Origin of the sequence: Novosphingobium sp. EMRT-2, assembly GCF_005145025.1 — a bacterium.
Taxonomy (GTDB): Bacteria; Pseudomonadota; Alphaproteobacteria; order Sphingomonadales; family Sphingomonadaceae; genus Novosphingobium.
In genome coordinates this window covers 13,212-31,980 of the sequence record NZ_CP039697.1, presented here as the reverse complement: position 1 = coordinate 31,980, position 18,769 = coordinate 13,212, and the positions used below count along the sequence as shown (strand labels likewise).

General features: G+C 66.8%; 14 protein-coding genes. 5 read left to right on the top strand and 9 right to left on the bottom strand.

Going from position 1 to position 18,769, the window contains the following annotated elements:
- Positions 1-331: 331 nt before the first annotated feature.
- Positions 332-2,620, top strand: a complete 2,289-nt coding sequence (locus tag FA702_RS18430; RefSeq protein WP_255504876.1) for a TonB-dependent receptor — start codon at positions 332-334, stop codon at positions 2,618-2,620.
- Positions 2,621-2,688: 68 nt separating this feature from the next.
- Complete coding sequence (locus tag FA702_RS18425; protein ID WP_136957598.1) at positions 2,689-4,011, top strand: amidohydrolase family protein; 1,323 nt, start codon at positions 2,689-2,691, stop codon at positions 4,009-4,011.
- A 46-nt stretch (positions 4,012-4,057) separates the two neighbouring features.
- On the opposite strand, the gene FA702_RS18420 is transcribed toward FA702_RS18425, so the two are convergent.
- The 9 genes from FA702_RS18420 to FA702_RS18385 all read right to left on the bottom strand — a co-directional run bounded on the left by FA702_RS18420 (position 4,058) and on the right by FA702_RS18385 (position 15,339).
- Entirely contained in the window at positions 4,058-4,795 is a 738-nt protein-coding gene (locus tag FA702_RS18420) for a class II aldolase/adducin family protein (protein ID WP_136957597.1), read from the bottom strand.
- Entirely contained in the window at positions 4,792-5,769 is a 978-nt protein-coding gene (locus tag FA702_RS22885) for a ketopantoate reductase family protein (RefSeq protein WP_168196133.1), read from the bottom strand. Before FA702_RS22885 ends, FA702_RS18420 begins: the two co-directional genes overlap by 4 nt.
- Positions 5,766-6,944 (bottom strand): aromatic amino acid transaminase, encoded by a 1,179-nt coding sequence (locus FA702_RS22880; protein ID WP_168196132.1) that lies wholly within the window; start codon positions 6,942-6,944, stop codon positions 5,766-5,768. The genes FA702_RS22885 and FA702_RS22880 overlap by 4 nt, the downstream gene beginning before the upstream one ends.
- A 208-nt stretch (positions 6,945-7,152) precedes the next feature.
- Positions 7,153-7,881, bottom strand: a complete 729-nt coding sequence (locus FA702_RS18410) for a GntR family transcriptional regulator (RefSeq protein WP_124808256.1) — start codon at positions 7,879-7,881, stop codon at positions 7,153-7,155.
- Between the two features lie 7 nt (positions 7,882-7,888).
- Entirely contained in the window at positions 7,889-8,779 is an 891-nt protein-coding gene (locus tag FA702_RS18405) for an N-acetylmuramic acid 6-phosphate etherase (protein ID WP_136957595.1), read from the bottom strand.
- A gap of 25 nt (positions 8,780-8,804) precedes the next feature.
- The gene (locus FA702_RS18400; RefSeq protein WP_136957594.1) at positions 8,805-10,370 is read right to left on the bottom strand and encodes a sodium:solute symporter; all 1,566 of its coding nucleotides are present in this window, start codon (positions 10,368-10,370) and stop codon (positions 8,805-8,807) included.
- Positions 10,371-10,477: 107 nt separating this feature from the next.
- Complete coding sequence (locus FA702_RS18395) at positions 10,478-13,231, bottom strand: TonB-dependent receptor domain-containing protein (RefSeq protein WP_255504875.1); 2,754 nt, start codon at positions 13,229-13,231, stop codon at positions 10,478-10,480.
- Positions 13,232-13,375: 144 nt separating this feature from the next.
- Positions 13,376-14,482 (bottom strand): anhydro-N-acetylmuramic acid kinase, encoded by a 1,107-nt coding sequence (locus FA702_RS18390; protein WP_136957592.1) that lies wholly within the window; start codon positions 14,480-14,482, stop codon positions 13,376-13,378.
- Positions 14,482-15,339: a protein phosphatase 2C domain-containing protein gene (locus FA702_RS18385; RefSeq protein ID WP_136957591.1), complete on the bottom strand. Its 858-nt coding sequence runs from the start codon at positions 15,337-15,339 to the stop codon at positions 14,482-14,484. Before FA702_RS18385 ends, FA702_RS18390 begins: the two co-directional genes overlap by 1 nt.
- A 197-nt stretch (positions 15,340-15,536) precedes the next feature.
- Here FA702_RS18385 and FA702_RS18380 point away from each other — a divergent pair, with 197 nt between their 5' ends.
- Genes FA702_RS18380 through FA702_RS18370 form a run of 3 tightly spaced genes read left to right on the top strand, consistent with a single transcriptional unit; the run spans position 15,537 to position 18,768 of the window.
- The gene (locus tag FA702_RS18380; RefSeq protein ID WP_136957590.1) at positions 15,537-16,559 is read left to right on the top strand and encodes an SIS domain-containing protein; all 1,023 of its coding nucleotides are present in this window, start codon (positions 15,537-15,539) and stop codon (positions 16,557-16,559) included.
- Positions 16,556-17,707 (top strand): N-acetylglucosamine-6-phosphate deacetylase, encoded by a 1,152-nt coding sequence (gene nagA, locus FA702_RS18375; RefSeq protein ID WP_136957589.1) that lies wholly within the window; start codon positions 16,556-16,558, stop codon positions 17,705-17,707. Before FA702_RS18380 ends, nagA begins: the two co-directional genes overlap by 4 nt.
- Positions 17,704-18,768 (top strand): beta-N-acetylglucosaminidase domain-containing protein, encoded by a 1,065-nt coding sequence (locus tag FA702_RS18370; protein WP_136957588.1) that lies wholly within the window; start codon positions 17,704-17,706, stop codon positions 18,766-18,768. The genes nagA and FA702_RS18370 overlap by 4 nt, the downstream gene beginning before the upstream one ends.
- Position 18,769 lies beyond the last annotated feature (1 nt).

Below are 18,769 nucleotides of genomic sequence, written 5' to 3'. Positions count from 1 at the left end.
ATCGCGCAACCGCCGTGCGGCCTTATCCCGCTTCATGCAATCCGCGTGCATTCTGAAAATCCGGTCTTTCGCATTCCTGTTGACGGCAACACCCTCCTGTTTCACGCTCCCGGCCAGAAAAACCTTGGGGGCCGGGGCAGCGTGCTTTTGCACCGTCGCGGAAAAATTGCGGGGAAACAAGGGAGTAGAATCTCCCCCTCTCATGTGGGACTCCTGGATTTGGGCAGACAGGCCTGTCGATCGCATCCATTGCGTCGGCATGGTGATTTGTCATACGGCGGCGCCTTCGCGCGTCACCGCGTGATGAGGGAACAAGCAAAAGGGAGGTCAAGTGACAAAGAACTTCAACCGGGGTTGCACCTCAATCCGCCTCAAGGCCATGCTGCTCGCGGCCGGAAGCGCGACGCTGCTCGCCACGCCGGCCCAGGCGCAGGAAGCGCCGCAGGACCGTAGCGGCGATGAAATCGTGGTGACCGCGCTGAAGCGCGAAACCAACCTGCAGGACACGCCGATCGCGATTTCCGCCATCAGCGGCACGGCGCTGGCCAATTCGGGCGTGCAGAGCATCGCCGATCTGGGCGCGACCACGCCGGGCCTCAATTTCGTCGATGGCGGGCCTTCGCAGCGCCGCGTGGTGATCCGCGGTATCCAGGGTCCGGGCGAGCCGATGATCGGCACCTATTACGACGAAACGCCCGTTACCGGCTCGATCGGCGCCAGCAACGACGCCGGCGGATCGACGCCCGAACTGCGCCTGTTCGACGTGCAGCGCGTGGAAGTGCTGCGCGGCCCGCAAGGCACGCTCTATGGTTCGGGTTCGATGGGCGGCACGCTGCGCGTGATCTACAACAAGCCAAACCTGGACGCGGTGCAGGCCGGCGTGGACATCAGCGGTTCCAACACGCACCACGGCGGCTGGAACATGGAAGGCAGCGCGATGATCAACGCGCCGATCGTGACCGACAAGGTCGGCCTGCGCGTCGTCGGCTTCTACCGCAACCAGGATGGTTTCATCGACAACACCACGCTGGGCATTAAGAACATCAACAAGCAGGAAAGCTTCGGCGGCCGCGCGCTGCTGCGCCTGAAGCCGACCGAACGCTGGACGATCGATCTGGCCGCCTACATCAACCGCAGCCGGACCGACACGCCGAGCTGGACGCTGGGCGCGGGCAAGTACATCTCTGATGCCTATACCCGCCAGCCGGTGCGCGACAACGTGGAGCTGTACAGCATCACGTCGAACTATGACCTCGACTTCGCGACGCTGACGGCCACCGGCTCGTACATGCACCGCAAGCTGTCGTCGGTCTCCGACGTTTCGCGCTATATCCGCGGGCAGCGGACGCCCGCGCGCTGTTCAGCGCTGGTCGCCGGCGGAGCGGCCTGTTCGCCGACCCAGCTCACGAACTTCTACGCGCTGGTCGATGGCCAGTCGACCTCGGCGCTGTTCCCCCAGCAGGACATGGACACCTGGACCGGCGAAATCCGCCTCAGCTCGAACGGCAAGGGGCCGATCAACTGGACCTTGGGCGGCTTCTATTCGAACCGCCACACCAACGTGGCCAATCCGCAGGTCAATGCCGATCCGGTCAACGGCCAGGTGATCTATCCGCTGCAGATTGCCACGGTGCGGTTCATCGACGACCGGCTGGAGCAGATCGCGGGCTTCGGCGAAGTATCGTGGGACATCACCGATCGCCTCAACCTGACCGGCGGCGCGCGCTATTTCCACTACAACAAGAACATCGTGGGCCAGACGACCGTCCCCTCGATCCTGGTCGGCGCGCGCCTGACGCCTCCCACGGCCGTCACGTCGGGCGAAAGCGGCTGGGTGGTCAAGGCCAACGCATCGTACAAGATCACGCCCGACGTGATGCTCTATGCCGAAGCCGCGCAGGGCTTCCGCCCCGGCGGCGCCAACCAGGTGCTGGGCCTCGACGCCGCGCTGACCGCGTACAATTCGGACAGCCTGTGGAACTACGAAGTGGGCCTGAAGACCGCGTGGTTCGACCGCAAGGTGACGCTCAACGTCGATGCGTTCCAGATCGACTGGAGCGACATGCAGATCACGCTGCGCACGCCCAACGGCGCTTTCTCCTACATCGGCAACGCCGGCAAGGCGAAGGTCAAGGGCATCGAGGCGGAAACCGGCATCCATCCGCTGCCCGGCCTGTCGATTCTGGGCAACTTCTCCTACATCGACGCCAAGCTGACCGAGAACCAGAACACCGGCGTGACCGCCACCTCGGGCCTGAAGGGCGATCGCATCCCCTACGTGCCCAAGATCATGGGCGGCGGTTCGGCGCAATACAGCTGGCCGCTCACCGAATCGCTCTCGGGCTTCCTGCGGGCCGACTTCAACTACGTCGGCAGCTCGTGGTCGGATTTCCGTCCGAACTACGTCTATGCCCGCAAGGTTGACGATTACGCGCTGGTCAACGCCCGCATCGGCATCGAGGAGCCCGACAACAAGTGGGGCGTGTACCTCTTCGTCACCAACCTGTTCGACGCGACCGCAATCACGCGTTCGACGTCGAGCGCCATCGCCGTCGGCCGCACGCTGGTAACCAGCGCCACGCCGCGCACGATCGGCGTCAATTTCCGTACCAACTTCTGATCCGGACGGGGCGGCCTTCAGCCGGGAGAAGGCCGCCCCGCTTCCTTTCCCATTTCAAGAGAGCGTCCATGTTCACCATCACCAGAAACCGTTTGGCCGCCACGGCCGCAACCACCGTTTTCGCCCTGTTCACCACCCCGGCCATGGCGAAGGATCTGGTGGTCCACGCCGGGCATCTGATCGACGGGGTCGGCGCGAAGCCGCGCGACAACGTATCAATCCTGATTCACGATGATCGCATCACCGGCGTCCAGGACGGGTTCGTCACGCCCGCCGGCGCGGACGTCATCGATCTTTCGACGGCCACCGTCCTGCCCGGCCTGATCGACATGCACGATCACATCACCTCGGCCTATACCGGCAAGAACCCGATCGCCGAGCGGGTGACGCATTCGGACCTCGATACCGCCTTCGATTCCGTGGGCTTCGCGCGCAAGACGCTGGAAGCCGGCTTTACCTCCGTGCGCGATGTCGGCGGCGAAACCGGCGTTGTCGTCGCGCTGAAGCGCGCCATCGCCGGCGGCAAGATCGCGGGACCGCGCCTGTGGGTTTCGGGCTATCCGCTCGGCCCCACCGGCGGCCATGGCGATCCGCAGAACGGCATGAGCGCGGAACTCGATTTCCATAGCGAAGGCCGCGTCATCGATGGCCCGGACGAGGCCGCCAAGGTCGTCCGGCGGATGCACCGCGACGGCGTCGATCTCATCAAGATCATGCCCAGCGGCGGCGTGCTGAGCATCGGGGACGATCCCAACAACACGCTGATGACCGACGCGGAGATCAGCGCCGTCGTCAACACCGCGCACAGCCTCGGCATGCGCGTGGCCGCCCATGCCCACGGGCGCGACGCCATCATCCGCGCTTCGGCGCTGGGCGTGGATTCGATCGAGCACGGCTCGTTCGGCGATGCCGAAGCCTACAAGGTGATGAAGGCGCATGGCACTTATCTGGTGCCCACACTACTGGTCGCCGACACCGTGGTCAAAGTGGCGAAGGCCCACCCGGAATCGCTGAACCCGTCCTCGGCCAAGAAGGCACTGGAAGTCGGCCCGATCACGATCGCCAACCTCGGCAACGCCTACAAGGCAGGCGTGAAGATCGCCTTCGGCACCGATCAGGGCATGGCGCCCCATGGCACCAACGCGCAGGAATTCGCGCTCATGGTCCGCGCCGGCGTGACGCCGATGGACGCGATCAAGGCAGCCACGGTCAACGCCGCCGATCTGCTCAACGCCAGCGCCGACGTCGGATCGGTTCAGGCCAATCGCTACGCCGACCTGATCGCGGTGGCAGGCGATCCGCTGGCGGACGTCACCCAGCTCGAACGCGTGCGCTTCGTGATGAAGGGCGGCGCGGTCGTGAAGGGTTGGACGGACGCCCCGGCAAAGTAGCTCCGCGCGGGACCGGGGGCGATTGGCTCCCCGGTCCGGACGGCGGCTAGCCTTGCGCGCGGCGCATTCGCCGCACCGCCGCGTCGAATACCATGCGCGCCGCACCATTCGACCCGCCGGTGATGCGGCGCGCATCGGCCGCGCACTTTTCGCGAATGATCGGTGCCAGCGGAATCTGCTCGTCCTGCATCGATTGCGCGAGCAACTGGATTTGCGCGGCCCGCTCAACCGTCCACAGCAGCATGAACGTGGACGCGATGTCCGGCCCGCAGACCGCGACGCCGTGGTTGCGCAGCGCCAGCACATCGTGCTGCCCCAGCGATTCCAGCATCCGCCCCTTCTCTTCCGGATAGAGCGTGATGCCCTCGAAATCGTGGTAGCCGATGCGACCGGTCAGTTGCGCGCCGTAGAAGGTGTCGTGGCTGAAGCCTTGCGCCTTGTTGACCACGGCGGAAACCGCCAGCGTGTGCGCATGGGCCACGCAGTTCACGTCGGGCCGGTTCGCGTGAATCACGCCGTGCAGGGCGAAACCCGCCGGATTGGCCTTGTAGCCGTTGTCTTCCAGCAGGTTGCCGTCGGTATCAACCTTGACGAGGCTTTCCGGGGTGATCTCTTCGTAGGCAAGCCCGAAGGGATTGACGAGATAGCCGTGGACCTCGCCCGGCACGCGCAGCGAGATATGGTTGAAGATGATCTCGTCCCAGCCGAACCAGGCGACGAGATGATAGAAATCGGTGAGTTCGCGGCGCAGCGCCGCTTCGTCCGCCCGGACGGTCGTGGTCATGGATGCTTCTCCACAAAACGGGCGCCGGCGCGGAACCGCGCCATGTCGACAATCGCCCGGCTGACGGGCAGGTCCATGCCGATCTCGCCCGCCATCTCGAACACGGCATCGGCGATCGAGGACAGTTCCAGCGGTCGGCCTTTCAGATAATCCTCCAGCATCGACGTGCGGAACGCCCCGGCCAGCCGCCCGCGCCCCAACATCTCGTCGCGCGTCATCGGCGGGCAGGCGTTGTAGCGCGCGGCGACGCGCCAGGTTTCGTCAAGGATGTTCGATACGATCGGGACCAGCCGCGCATCGGAGCACAGATCACCCAGCCCGGCCTGCGCCACCACCGACAGCGGGTTCGTCGCCAGGTTGAGCGCGGCCTTGGCCCAGACCGCATCGACGATGCGGTCGCTGACCGTCACGTCGATGCCGCACGCCGCCAGCACCCGCGCAAGGGCCGCAACCTTGTTCCGGCTATCGCTGCCGATCGCACCAATCACCAGGCTTTGTTGCTGGGTAACCGTGACGTGCGCGGGCGCCTGCATCATCGCCGTCGTATAGACCACGCTGCCCACGATCTGCTCCGGCGCGAACCGCCGCGTCAGCGTGCCATCGGGATCGACCGCACGCAAAGGCTCCGCCCCATCCGTCCGCCCCAGACGGAACCACCACGGGATTCCGTTGACCAGCGGCATGATCAGCGTGTCCCTTCCGATCGCGGCGGGCAGCGCCGCCGCCACGCCCGGCAGGTCGGCTGCCTTCACCGCCAGCACCAGCACATCGGCCGGCGCATCGGGAACCCGGTCGCTGACCGCCGGATGACCGGTAATCGTCTCGCCCGCTTCCTCGCAGGTCAGGCCATCCCGCTCGATCAGCGCGGCTCTTGTCGCATCGCGCACGACGAGCGTCACATCCTGCCCGCCGTGGGCGAGCCGGGCCGCGATCGCGCAGCCGATCGCCCCGGCGCCGACCACCACGAACTTCATGCCAGCACCGCGCGCAGGGCGGCCGCGAACGGCCGAACCTGCTCTTCGCGCAGACCCGCAATGTTGATCCGCCCGGACGGCACGACATAAACGCCATGATCCTCGCGCAACCGCGCGACATCGGCGGGGGCAAGCTCCAGCGAGGAGAAAAAGCCATGCTGCGTCGCCAACCGGCCCAGATCGACCGGGCCGATCCGTCCTTCCCCCGCAAGCAAGGCGCGCAATCGCCGCACGCGTCCGCGCATGGCATCCAGTTCGGCGCTCCACATCGCGGACAGCTCGTCCGAATGCAGGATCGTGCGCACCACCGCCGCGCCGTGATCCGGCGGCATCGAATAGTTGGCGCGGGCCAGCGCGGTAAGATTGGATGCGGCGAGTTCGACTCCGGGGCGCTGGCCAACCACGAAAAGCGCGCCCGCCCGTTCGCGATAGAGCGCGAAATTCTTGGAGCAGGAATAGGCAACCAGCGCGCTCGGCACGCCCTCCAGCAGGATGCGCAATCCCGCCCGGTCGGCCTCCAGGCCCTGGCCCAGCCCATGGTAGGCGAAGTCCACCAGCGGCAGGAGATTGCGCCGCGCCAGCGCCCTGCCGATCGACCGCCATTGCGCTGCGCTGGCGTCGACGCCCGTCGGGTTGTGGCAGCAGCCGTGCAGTACGAAGACATCGCCCTCGCGCGCCGCTTCTAAGGCTTCCCCGAACGCCACTTCATCGATCTGTTGCGAGAGTGGATCGAGATACCGGTACGTTCGGACGGCCAGACCGGCGGCGGCAAACAGCGCGCCGTGGTTGGACCAGCTCGGCGCGCCGAACCACACGGTCCGATCCGGCTTCTCCAGCGCGAGCAGATCGGCCGCGAGCCGCAAGGCGCCGGTTCCACCGACAGTCTGGATCGAGGCCAGGGCATGATCCGACCGTTCATCGCCCAGCACCACCGGCTCCAGAGCCGCCAGAAATTCGCGATCCCCTTCGACACCAAGGTAGCTTTTGGTCGGCTGGCCGCGCAGCAGCCGGTCTTCGGCTTCCTTCACCGCCCGCATGACGGGAGTTCGCCCGTATTCGTCCCGATAGACGCCGATCCCCAGATCGAGCTTCCGGGTGCGGGCATCGGCCGAGAAGGCGGCGCCCATCGCCAGAATCGGATCGTCGGCCTGCCGTGCCAGGGTCATGAAGTGCATGTTCGGGTCCCGTAATGAACGGGCTTCACCCTAGCCGTGCGTGCCGGCAATCGGCTTGCGTAATGGGGTCCTAATGCACGCGGGATGCAACCGGGTTGCGCCTTCCCCGTGTTTGACGGGGGCGGCTTGCACCGGGCCGCCATGCCCCACTGGAAGCGACCTGCTGCGCACAATCATTCCGCGCGCCGCGGCGAACCCCGCCCTGCGGTCAGATGTCCTTGAGATCGCTCACGAATTCATAGCGGTCGCCGCGATAGACCGATCGCGTGAACTCCACGATGCGGCCACTGGGCACCCAGGTCTTGCGCTCGATCCGCAGGACTTCTGAATTCTGCCGCACGCAGAGAATGCCCGCTTCCGTCGGCGTCGCCAGGGATGCACGCACGCGCTGCGTGCCGGCCGTCGGCCGGAAGCCATAACGGTCGAGCGCCTGATAGAGGGAATCGCCCAGCGCTTCGAGATCGGGAATGAACTCCGCCGGGACCACGGCATGTTCGATCGCCAGCGGTTCCCCTCCCGCCAGACGGACGCGCCCCAGCCGGGCGACGCGCGCGTTCGCGGCGATTTCGAGGGCGGCGGCCTCTTCCTCGGTCGGCTGGGCATAGCCCTTGTTAATCCACACCACGCCCGGATTTTCGCCGCGTGACCGCGTTTCATCGCTGAAACTGCTGAGCTTGCCGCCCGGCGTTTCGATGCGGCGGGCGACGAACGTGCCCGAGCCCTGCTTGCGGACCAGCACGCCTTCGTCGATCAGCTGTTCGATCCCCTTGCGCACGGTGACGCGCGAGAGACCGGCCATTTCGCTGAGATCGCGCTCCGACGGAAGCGCGCTGCCCGGATCGATGGCCCCGCTGCTGATATGTTCGCGCAGGCTGCGGGCCAGTTGCAGGTAGAGCGGTGTTCCTTCCCCGCTGCGTGTCCAGGCAATGTCTTGCATCGTTTGCTCAATCTCGCCTTTCCAGCGCTCGCATGACCTTGCGCAGGTCACCCCCGTTGGCGTCGAGAAGGGCCTGCCCTTCCCGTACCGGAACGCCCAGCGCCACGATCACGCCAAGCCGGATCTCGTTCCCGGCCGCCTCAAGCGCCTGCGCGGCGGTTTCGGCGTCCACCCCGGCGATATCCTGAACCATGCCGCGCCCCCGTTGCAAGAGCTTCGCGTTGGATATGCGCATGGCCACCATGCGCCCTTCAAAGACCAGTCCGCGCCGGATCATGATCGCGGTCGAAAGCAGGTTGAGCGCCGCCTTTTGCGCGGTGCCCGCTTTCATCCGGGTGGACCCGGCGACAACCTCGCTGCCGGTCACCGCCACGATCGCGTGTTCGGCCTTTTCCGCAAGAACCGAGCCGGCGTTGTTCGCGACGCCGATGGTCAGCGCGCCCAGCCGGCGGGCCTGCTCGATCGCCGCGACGGTGTAGGGCGTGCGTCCGCTGGCGGCGACGCCGATGACCACGTCCGCCGGCCCGATGCCCACCTCGGCAATTTCGGCGCAGCCCGCTTTCGCATCGTCCTCCGCGCCTTCATAGGCTTCGGTCAGCGCGCCGAGACCCCCGGCCATCAGGAACACCATCCGCTCCATCGGCCAGCCGAAGGTGGGGTGCAGCTCCGTGCCATCCTGCACGGCAAGCCGCCCCGACGTGCCCGCGCCGACGAACACCAGCCGCCCCGTCGCGCCGAGGCGCCCGGCCGCCGCTTCCGCCGCGCGGGCAATGGCGCGGGTCTGCGTCTGGAGGGCCGCGATCGCCGCCATCTGGCCTTCGAGCATGGCCTCCACCGCCAGTTCCGTTGGCCAGAGATCGAGATCACGGTAGCGCGGGTCGAGAGCTTCGGTATTCATGACATCCTTTTCCGCAGGACGGGGATCACGCTGCTTCGGCGACCGCTGGCCCGCCCGGCCCCGGCACCGCCGCACAGACCACGAAGGCCACCAGCGTGCCAATGCAGAGCTGGAAGGGAAACGACAGGCTGAGCAGCGCGGCCGGCAGCCCGATCGCGCGCGCGATCGCGGGTTGCAGCAGCAGCACGGTGCAAAAGCCCACCAGCAGCGACGCGATGACCGATCCGGTCGTTCCCCGCCGCGTGAACAGCGCGGTGAAATAGACGCCGAGCAGACCCGCGTACGTGAAGACCATGACCTGCAGCGCGAATTCCAGCAGGCCCATGTCCGAATAGCGCTGCCAGTAGAACGAGACGACCGCCATTACGAACATCGCGAAGCCGATGACGCCCATGCCGGCGCGGCCCGCCTGCACGTAATGGTGTTCAGCCACCGCCCCGCGCCTTTCGCGCCACGGGCGATAGAAATCCTGCACCAGCACCGACGACATCGCGTTGAGCGCGGAATTGGTCGTGGCGACGGCCGCCGCGCAGATGCCCACCGTCACCAGACCGCGCAGTCCGCCGGGAAGCTGGGTCAGGATATAGTGCATGAAAATGCTGATCTTCTCGCCGCCGAACTCGTTGCCGGCAACCGCCGTGGCCCCGCCCATCAGGTCCGGCCGGTCATAGAAGACGTAAAGCAACAGCCCGATGACAATGAACATGCCCACCACGGGAACCGTCGCCAGCACCGAAAGGTAAAGGCTGCGCGCGCCGGTCTTCGCGTCCCGGCAGGCCAGAAGCCGCTGGGTGGTATCCTGATCCATGCCCGAATTGGCGATGTAGAGCAGCGTCAGGCCCGTCAGGATCGCCAGCATTGAAAACGGGCGCGACGGATCGATCGAGAAATCGAAAAGCCGCAGCTTGTCCACGCCTTCGGGCGTATGCGACAGCCCGTGGATGATCTCCGCCGTCGATGCCGGGATCGACAGGCGCAGGAACACCAGCACCGCAATGGCGGACCCCAGATAGACGACGAACTGAATCAGGTCGTTCCACAGCACCGACTTGAGCCCGCCGACGAAGGTGAACAGCACGCTTGCCACCACCAGCAGCGCGGCCGCGATCATGATCCCCTGCGCCTCGACCGTGCCGGTAATCACCATGGCGAGGGCGATGGCCGCGAGATAGACACGCGCGCCGCCGGCGAAGACACGGCCGACCAGGAACATGCCGCCGGCCCAGCGCGTCGCCTTCTCGCTGAAACGCAGGGTCAGGAGTTCATAGGCGGTCGTGGCCTTGATCCGGTAGAAGCGCGGGATCAGCACATGGGCGACGAAGATCGCGCCCAGCAAACCGCCGATGTTGCCGCTGAGATAGGTGAGATCGCCATGATAGCCATAGTCCGGCCCGCCCAAGAAGGTCGCGGCGGACTGCGTGGCGGACAGCACCGAAATCGCGGCGAGCCAGGCCGGCACGTTGCCGCCCGCCAGGAAATAATCGTGCGCCGACGCGGTCTTGCGCGGCGTGAAGATCCATCCTCCCCCGACGAGTAGCAGGAGGTAGCCGGCGATCACCAGCCAGTCTGCCATCGAGAAAGGCAGCGTCATTGCGGAATTCTCCCGTCCTTTGCCCGGCATGCCACGGCCGGGGCCTTGGAAAAAGCCGGCGTCCGGTCAGCAGGGACCGACCGGACGCCGCGAAGGGTGGCAGGGTCTCAGAGATGCGCGGTCAGCGAAAGGCCGATCGTGCGCCCCATGATGTCGTAGGTATCGGGGAACGTGTTGAACACGCCGCCGGTCGAGACCCGCGGCGGATCCTTGTCGAACAGGTTGTAGATACCCGCCGTCAGCGTGATCGCCTTGGTGAATTCATACGAGGCCGACAGGTCGAAGGTATCCTGCGCCGCCAGCGTTTCCTTCGAACCGGCCGTGCTCGACCGCACCTTGCCGATGCGCTGCCAGTCGAACTGGATCACGCCCTTGTCGAACATCCAGCCAAGGCCAACCGTGTGGCGATAATCGGGCTGGACCAGGGTGGTACCATCGCTCGAACAAGTCGCGCCAAAGGTGCCCTTGCACTGCACCGCCGCCACCGTGGCGTTGACCTGGATCAGATAGGACGTGACGATGTTGCCCTGATAGCTGAGGCGCATGCCCTTGCCGGGCAGCCAGTCGGGACGGACGGTGTAGTTCGCCGCGATGTCGAACCCGCGCTGCAACAGGCGGCCAAGGTTCTGGTTGTTGACGTAAGCGTCCTTGAAATAGCCGGTCGTCGGATCGCGGGTGACCAGCCCGCAGAGCGGATTGCTGGCCGAGGGATTGGTGATGTAGCAGCTCGTGATCGCGGCGATCGGCTGGATCACGCCGACAGCGCCGCGCAGGTCCAGCTCGTACCAGTCAACGGTGACGTTGAGGCCCGGCACGAAGGTGGGCGTCAGCACCGCGCCCAGCGTCTTGGTATAGCCGGTCTCCGGCTTGATGTTGGGATTGCCGCCGTAATAGTAGTTGCCGGTCAGGTAGCTGGCGGACATGGAATCCGCCGAACCCACCGCCGGGGCGCCAAAGCGCGCGCACTGCGCGGCGTTGCCGGTGCCGAGCACGCAGGGGTCGCCGCCATAGCGGGGCTTGAGGCGATCGACCGTGACGAGGTTGTTGAACGGCAGCGACGAGGTGCTGGCCGCGAACTCGCCGAAGTTCGGTGCGCGCAGAACCCGCTGGTAGGTGCCACGCAGACGCAGGTTGGCGTCCACTTCCCAATTGGCTTCCGCCTTCCAGGTGCCGTGGTTGCCGAACAGGTTGTAGTGCGAATAGCGATAGGCGCCGCCGACGTTGAGCTTGCGGATCAGCGGCAGGTCATGCAGCAGCGGCACGAGCACTTCGCCATAGAGTTCGGCCACGTCGAACGAACCCTTGTAGGCCGCCTGCACGCCCTGGCGATAGGTATTGCCGCTGAGCAGCGCGCTGTCCTGCGCGATGGTCGCGTTCTCCTTGCGGTATTCCGCGCCGATCGCGAAACCGATCGGCCCGGCGGGCAGCGAGAACAGTTCCTCCAGCGTTCCGCTCAGCGTTGCGGCGGTAACGAACTGGTCGCGCTTGCGGTTGAAGCCGTTGATCGAGCTGCCCAGCGCGCCGGCGAGAGCGCTCTGGTTCGGGCCGAAAATGTTCACGGTGTTCACGATCGCGCCGAAGTTGTTCACGCCCGCCGCGTTGGTGACGAGGCCATCGCCGGTAATCAGCGAATTCTCCGTCGAGCGGCTGTACTGGGCATAGATGTTCCACTTGGTCGAAGCCGTCAGCGGGCCGCGCAGACCGGTCTGGAACTGCAGCGTGTCACGTTCCGTGTGGTACGTGATGAGGCCGAGTTCGGCGAGCGAGCGCGAGACGTTCACCTGCGCCACGCCGTTCACGAACGTCAGCTGGTTGCGGATCGCGTCGGTCAGGAACGGGTTGTTCTGGTTGATCGAGACCACGCGGTTGACCGAGGCCGGCGTTGCGCCCGGCGTGCCGGTCTCTTCGGTGCGGGCGTTGGTGTACATTGCGCGGCCGTAGATTTCGACCTGCGGCGTGATCTCGTACTTGAACAGCGCGGCCACGTTGATGCGCTTCAACGGAGACACCAGCGGATAGCTGCCCGAGATGTTCGAGGTGGCCGAAGGCGTGGTCGTGAACGCGCCGCCATCGGTGAAGCCGAACTTGCGCCCGCTGGCCACGTCGGTGAAGATGCCGCCGATGCTGGGGATCGTCTGGTTGGGCGTGGTCGCCCAGCTGCGCTGGCTGGCGGTGATCCCGTCCCGCTGGGTATAGTCCGCCGCGATCACGATGTGGCCACGATCGCCCAGCCCGGCGCCCAACATCAGCGAGCCGCCATACTGCGCGCCGCCGTGCGTGGCGAGGCGCGCGGCCGAGGTGGCGCGAAGGCCTTCGAAATCGTCGTTGAGGATGAAGTTGACCACGCCGGCCACGGCATCCGCGCCATAGACGGCGGCGGCGCCACCGGTCAGCACGTCCACCCGCTTGATCAGCGAGGCCGGAATCGCGTTCACGTCCACCGAGTTGCGGAAACTGAACGGCGCGGCACGGGTGCCGTCGATCAGCACCAGCGAACGGCTCTGGCCGAAGTTGCGCAGTTCGAGAACCTGCGCACCGAACGCGTCGCTACCCTGCGAACCCTGGCGGACGCCACCCGAAAGCTGCGGCAGCTTGGTCGAGAAATCCTCGATCGTCAGCGCCGACTGGAGCTTGATCTTCTCCTCGCTGGTCGAAGCGACGGGGCTGCTCGCGGTGAGGCCGGGCACGGCGATGCGCGTGCCGGTAACGACGATCTCCGCTGCTGGCGCTTCGGCGCCGGCATCCGATGGCGCATCGGCGGACTGCGCGTGCGCAACGCCCGTCCCCTGCACCAGCGCGACGGCGAGAGCGGCCGTGGCGACGGCATGACGATAGGATTTCACCATGGGATTTCCCTTCATTTTCCTGTTTCCCTGAACCCAGTCGCCGTCGTCGTACTGGCGGTGCGACCCGAAGACTCGACGGCTTGCTCGGCTGGATTGCCCTTCAAAATGCATACCTGTGCGAGAATGTAAAGTATCGGTATTTAACTGGTACTATTTTTATCATACCACAACAGCGGGTGCGGCCTGCGGACGCCACAACGTTCCACCGGTTTGCGGCGCTTTCACGCCGGTCGTACCGGGATAGGTCAGCGGCAATCCGCGCAGGCTGCGCGCCGCCAGGAACGCCATGGCCTCGGCCTCGACGAAATCGCTGCGCAGTCCCAGATCGCCAGCCGCCCGGCAATCGCCGAGCCGATCGCGCAACCCCCGCATCAGCACGGGATTGTGGCAACCGCCACCGCAAACAATCCAGGATTTGGGCGGCTCGGGCAGGCTGCGACCGGCCAGAGCGACGGATTCCACCGTGAACGCCGTCAACGTCGCTACCGCATCTTCCAGCGCCAGATCCGTCAGGCAATCCAGCGAAAAATCGTAGCGGTCCAGCGAACGGGGGCCTGTGCCCCGGAAGTGTTCGTGCGCCAACAGATCGGCCAGAATCCGCGCATCGACCTGCCCCGCCGCGGCCAGCCTGCCCCCGTCGTCATAACGGCCCGCGCCGCGCTGCTGCACGACCAGATCGATAAGACCATTGGCGGGACCGGTATCGAAGGCGACCAGTTCCCCATCCCCGCCGATCCAGGTTACGTTGGCCACGCCACCAAGGTTCAGGAACGCCAGCGGCCCCGAGAGACGCAGCCGCGCCGCCAGCGCGGCGTGGTAGGCCGGCACCAGCGGCGCGCCTTCGCCGCCTGCGCGCAGATCGTCCTGCCGCATCTGCGCGACCACGGGCACCTCCAGGGCATCGGCCAGCGCCTGCGGATCGCCGACCTGCACCGAAAGCTGGCGGCGCGGCCGGTGCAGCAGCGTCTGCCCATGAAAGCCCACAAGGTCGGGCCTCCGCCCGGCCTGTTCGATCGCCGCACGGCCCGCGCGCAGATAGCCCGCGTCGATCACCGCGCCCGCCTCCGCGAACGAGGACGGCACGCTGCCATGCCCATCCCACCCCAGCGCATCGTGCGTCGCCCGCACCACCACGGCGCGCTCGTCGTCGGAGAACGGAACCAGCAGGCATGGCCCGTACCCATCAATCCGTTCGCCATCGGTTTCCACCAGCGCGACATCGACGCCATCGAGCGAGGTCCCGCTCATGTATCCCATGACCAGCATCAGTCCGTTTCCTCCCAGCGGCAGACGACAAGGCTCGCGTCGTCGTGCGGTTTGACGCGCGCGAAGCGGCGCAAGGAGCCCGGCGCGCGTTCCAGCGCCCGCAGCGCATCGATCCAGCGCCGCCACTCGTCGGCGCTGCGGATGGCCAGAAAATCGGCCGGGCCGGCCACGCCGAACAGCTCCGTCAGGCGCAGAAAACCGTCGCTCGCGATGGCGAAGCGCTGGCCGGCACGCAGCGGAATCCGTGCCTGCCAGACATGGTCGGCCGCCGCCGGTTCGGTGCCGAGCACCCAGTATCCGCCTTCCCGGTTCATCAGCCGGCGATTGGCGACAAGGCCCGGCATCAGCCGCTCCTTGAGCGCATCCGGCGTGATCGCGGGGTCTTCCGCCAGAACCCCGCGCAGCGCGGCCAGCGTGCGGCCTTCGATCGCATCGAGCGCGGAGCTGCCCCAGAGCCGCACCGCGCCATCCGCATCGGCCGCCACCACGCGGCAATCGGCCAGGGTGGTGATCTCCGCCATGCCATCCACCGCCCGCACCATGGCGAACGCCGCGGAGGGTAATTCGTGATGCCCTTCCGGTTCGCGCACGCGCTGGCGCAGCAGGGCTTCGCCACACTGCGCCATGACCGTGCGCAGCACATCGACCGTGGGCATCGCCGGATGCGTGCGCAGGACGTCGGCAAGGAACCGACTCGCGGTTTGCGCCAGCCATGCCGCGTCACTTGGTTCTTCCAGCAGCGAGGCGCCAATTCCGGTCGCGCCGTCGATCACCCAGGCGGCGTCTCCGCAATGCCCCACAATATCCTCATTGACCGCGCCCTGGTGATCGGTGGCCGCTATCTCGATCCTGAGCATGCACACGCCTCCCTGAGCCCCACGCGGACGATACCCTCCCGCCGCCGCATCGCGGCTTCGCCAGATCGGTATCATCATTTTTGGAAATAACAAAACCAATTTAATGCCACTTGAGGTAAATTGGCTTGAGTGGTATCTCATATGGCATGACATCGACTCCCCCTACCAACGAGACCCCCATTCGAAGCGCAACACGAATGGCGGCGGAAGCGCTGTCCGCGCCGGTGCTGTGTGAGCAGCAGCTCCAGCTTAATACCAATCTGATCCGTGATGCCGGCCAGCGCCTGCGTGCGCTCGCCCCGCCTTTCGCGGCGACGCTGGCGCGCGGCAGCTCCGATCAGGCCGCCGCCTTCGCCAAGTTCCTGCTGGAAACGAAAGCCGGCATCCCGACGGTCAGCCACGCCCCGTCAACCGGCTCGCTCTATCATGCCACTTCGGCCCATTTCCGCAACGTGCCGCTGATCGCCATCTCGCAATCGGGCCGCAGCCCCGATCTTCTCGCCGCCGCGCAGGATGCGCGCGCGCGGGGTGCGGTGGTCATCGCCGTGGTCAACGATGCCGCCTCCCCCCTCGCCGACCTCGCCGAGATAGTCGTTCCCGTCCACGCCGGCCCCGAAACCAGCGTGGCGGCGACCAAGAGCTTCCTTTGCACGCTCGTCGCGCTCACCCATCTTGTCGCCGAGTGGAGCCAGGACGCGGCCCTGCTGGAAGCGCTGCCCCAGACCGGACGCGTGCTCGAACAGGCCGCCGCGGCCGACTGGACCGCCGCCGTCGCGCCGTTGAGGGATGCGAGCGAGATGCTCGTGCTGGGCCGTGGCCCCAGCCTGCCCGTCGCTGGCGAAGCCGCGCTCAAGCTGAAGGAAACATCGAACCTTCATGCCGAGGCCTTCAGCAGCGCCGAAGTGGCGCATGGCCCGATGACGCTGGTGGGCGCGGGCGATCCGGTGCTGGTCCTCGCCCCGCTCGATATTGCCCGGACCGGCCTTCGCGCGCGGCTGGAGGATTTCGCGGCGCGGGGCGCTAACGTGATCGCCGCCGGCTTGCCCGAAGACGTGGCGCCCGCGAGCCTCGTCCTGCCGATGGACACGCAGGTCCATCCCGTGCTTGGCGCCATCGCGCAGATTCAGAGCTTCTATGGCCTCGCCAACGCGCTTTCGCTGGCGCGGGGGTGCAATCCCGATAGCCCTCCGCATCTCAACAAGGTAACGCGCACGCTATGACGCTGACGGCTCTTACCGGCGCGAACATCGTTCTGGCCGACGCGGTTGCGGAAGGGCAGGCGCTGCTGCTCGATGGCGACCGCATTGCCGGCCTTGCTCCAGCGGATGCCCTGCCGGCCGGCTGCGCCCGCCATGACCTTGGCGGCGGCTGGCTGCTGCCGGGCTTCATCGACGTGCAGGTGAACGGCGGCGGCGACGTGCTGTTCAACGATCACCCTTCCGTCGAGGGCATCCGCGCCATCGCCGCCGCCCATCGGCGCTTCGGCACGACCGGGCTGCTGCCGACGCTGATCAGCGACTATCCCGGCGTGGTCGGAACGGCCATCGCGGCGGGCGAAGCGGCGCTGGCCGACCGGGAGCCGGGAGTCCTCGGCATTCACATCGAAGGCCCGCATCTCAACCCCGCGAAGAAGGGCATCCACGACAAGGCGCGCTTCACAGCGGTCGATGCGGACGTCATCGCGCGGCTGGCGCAGCCCACCCTGGGACGGCGCGTGGTGACGCTGGCGCCCGAACTCGCGCCGGCGGGAACCGTGCGGGCGCTGAGCGATGCGGGCGTGCTGGTCTGCGCGGGGCACAGCCTTGCGGACTACGACCAGACCCGCGCCGCGCTGGAGGAAGGACTGGCGGGCTTTACCCATCTGTTCAACGCCATGACGCCGTTGCTCAGCCGCGAACCGGGCATGGTCGGCGCGGCGCTGGAAGATCACGCCAGCCATTTCGGGCTGATTGTGGACGGGCTCCATGTCCATCCCGCCGCATTGCGCGTGGCGCTGCGCGCGCGGGGGATCGAAGGGGCGATGCTGGTGACCGACGCGATGCCCCCGGTCGGCGGCACGCAAGACCGGTTCACGCTGATGGGCCAGGACATCGCGGTGGTCGACGGCACCTGCCGGGGGCCGGACGGCACGCTCGCGGGATCGGCGCTGACCATGGTGCAGGCGCTGTGCAACGCGATGGACCTGCTCGGCTGCGACATCGTGACCGCATCGTGCATGGCGAGCGGCAATCCCGCGCGATTCCTGCGGCTCGACCACGAAACCGGCTCCATCGCGCCCGGCTTGCGCGCCGATCTCGTCCATCTGGACGAAACGCGCGCTGTCACCGCCACCTGGATCGCCGGCGCGCGCGCGGATCACCGCGCATGATGCCCGAACTGGGCCTGATCGAAGGCCGCTTCGGGCGCATCTGGACCGAGGCGGAGCGTGGCCATGTCGTGCAGACGCTCGCGGCGGCGGGCTATGGCTTCTACCATTACGGCCCCAAGGCCGACCGCGCATTGCGCCGCGCCTGGCGCGAGCGCCACGATCCCGAACAGACCGCAATGCTCGGTCGCCTCTCGACCCGAGTGCGGGCGGCGGGCATGCGGTTCGGCATCGCGCTGACGCCGATCGGCTCCACGCACCCGTTCGACGACGAGGCCCGCGCCGCGCTCGCCCGGCGGGTGGCGGATCTCGACGCCATCGGCATCGACGACCTTGCCATTCTGTTCGACGACCTGCGCGGCGACATGCCGGACCTTGCCGCGCGGCAGGCGGAGGTGGTCAACTTCTGCGCGGGCCTGACGCGGGCGACGCGGGTCTATACCTGCCCCACCTACTATTCGGACGACCCGGTGCTCGATCTGGTGTTCGGCGACCGGCCGGCCGGCTATCTCGCTGAACTGGGACGGCGGCTCGATCCGGCGGTCCGCGTTTACTGGACCGGCGAGGAGGTCTGCTCGCGGGCGGTCGATCACGCTCATGTGAAACGCGTGGCGCGTCAACTGGGGCGGCCGGTCTGCTTGTGGGACAACTATCCGGTCAACGACGGGGCGCGCATGTCACGCTTTCTCCATCTGCGCGCGTTCACCGGCCGCTCCGCCGCTATCGCCCCGCACGTTTCGGGCCACGCGATCAATCCCGCGATCCAGGCGCATCTCGGCTGCATTCCCGCCCTGACGCTGGCCGCGGTTTACCGGCAGGGCGAAGCCTATGCCTATGGCGCTGCGTTTGGCGAGGCCGCGCGGCAGGTGCTGGGTGCGCAGTTCGCGCAGATGCTCCAGCAGGATCTTCCGGCGTTTCAGGACGTTGGCCATGAACGGCTGGGATCGCGCGGCGAGCGCCTGCGGGCGCGCTATGCGTCGATCGACCATCCCGCCGCGCGCGAGATTCTTCGCTGGCTGGACGGCGACGACCTGATGACCGACGACGAAGTCCAGACACAATAGG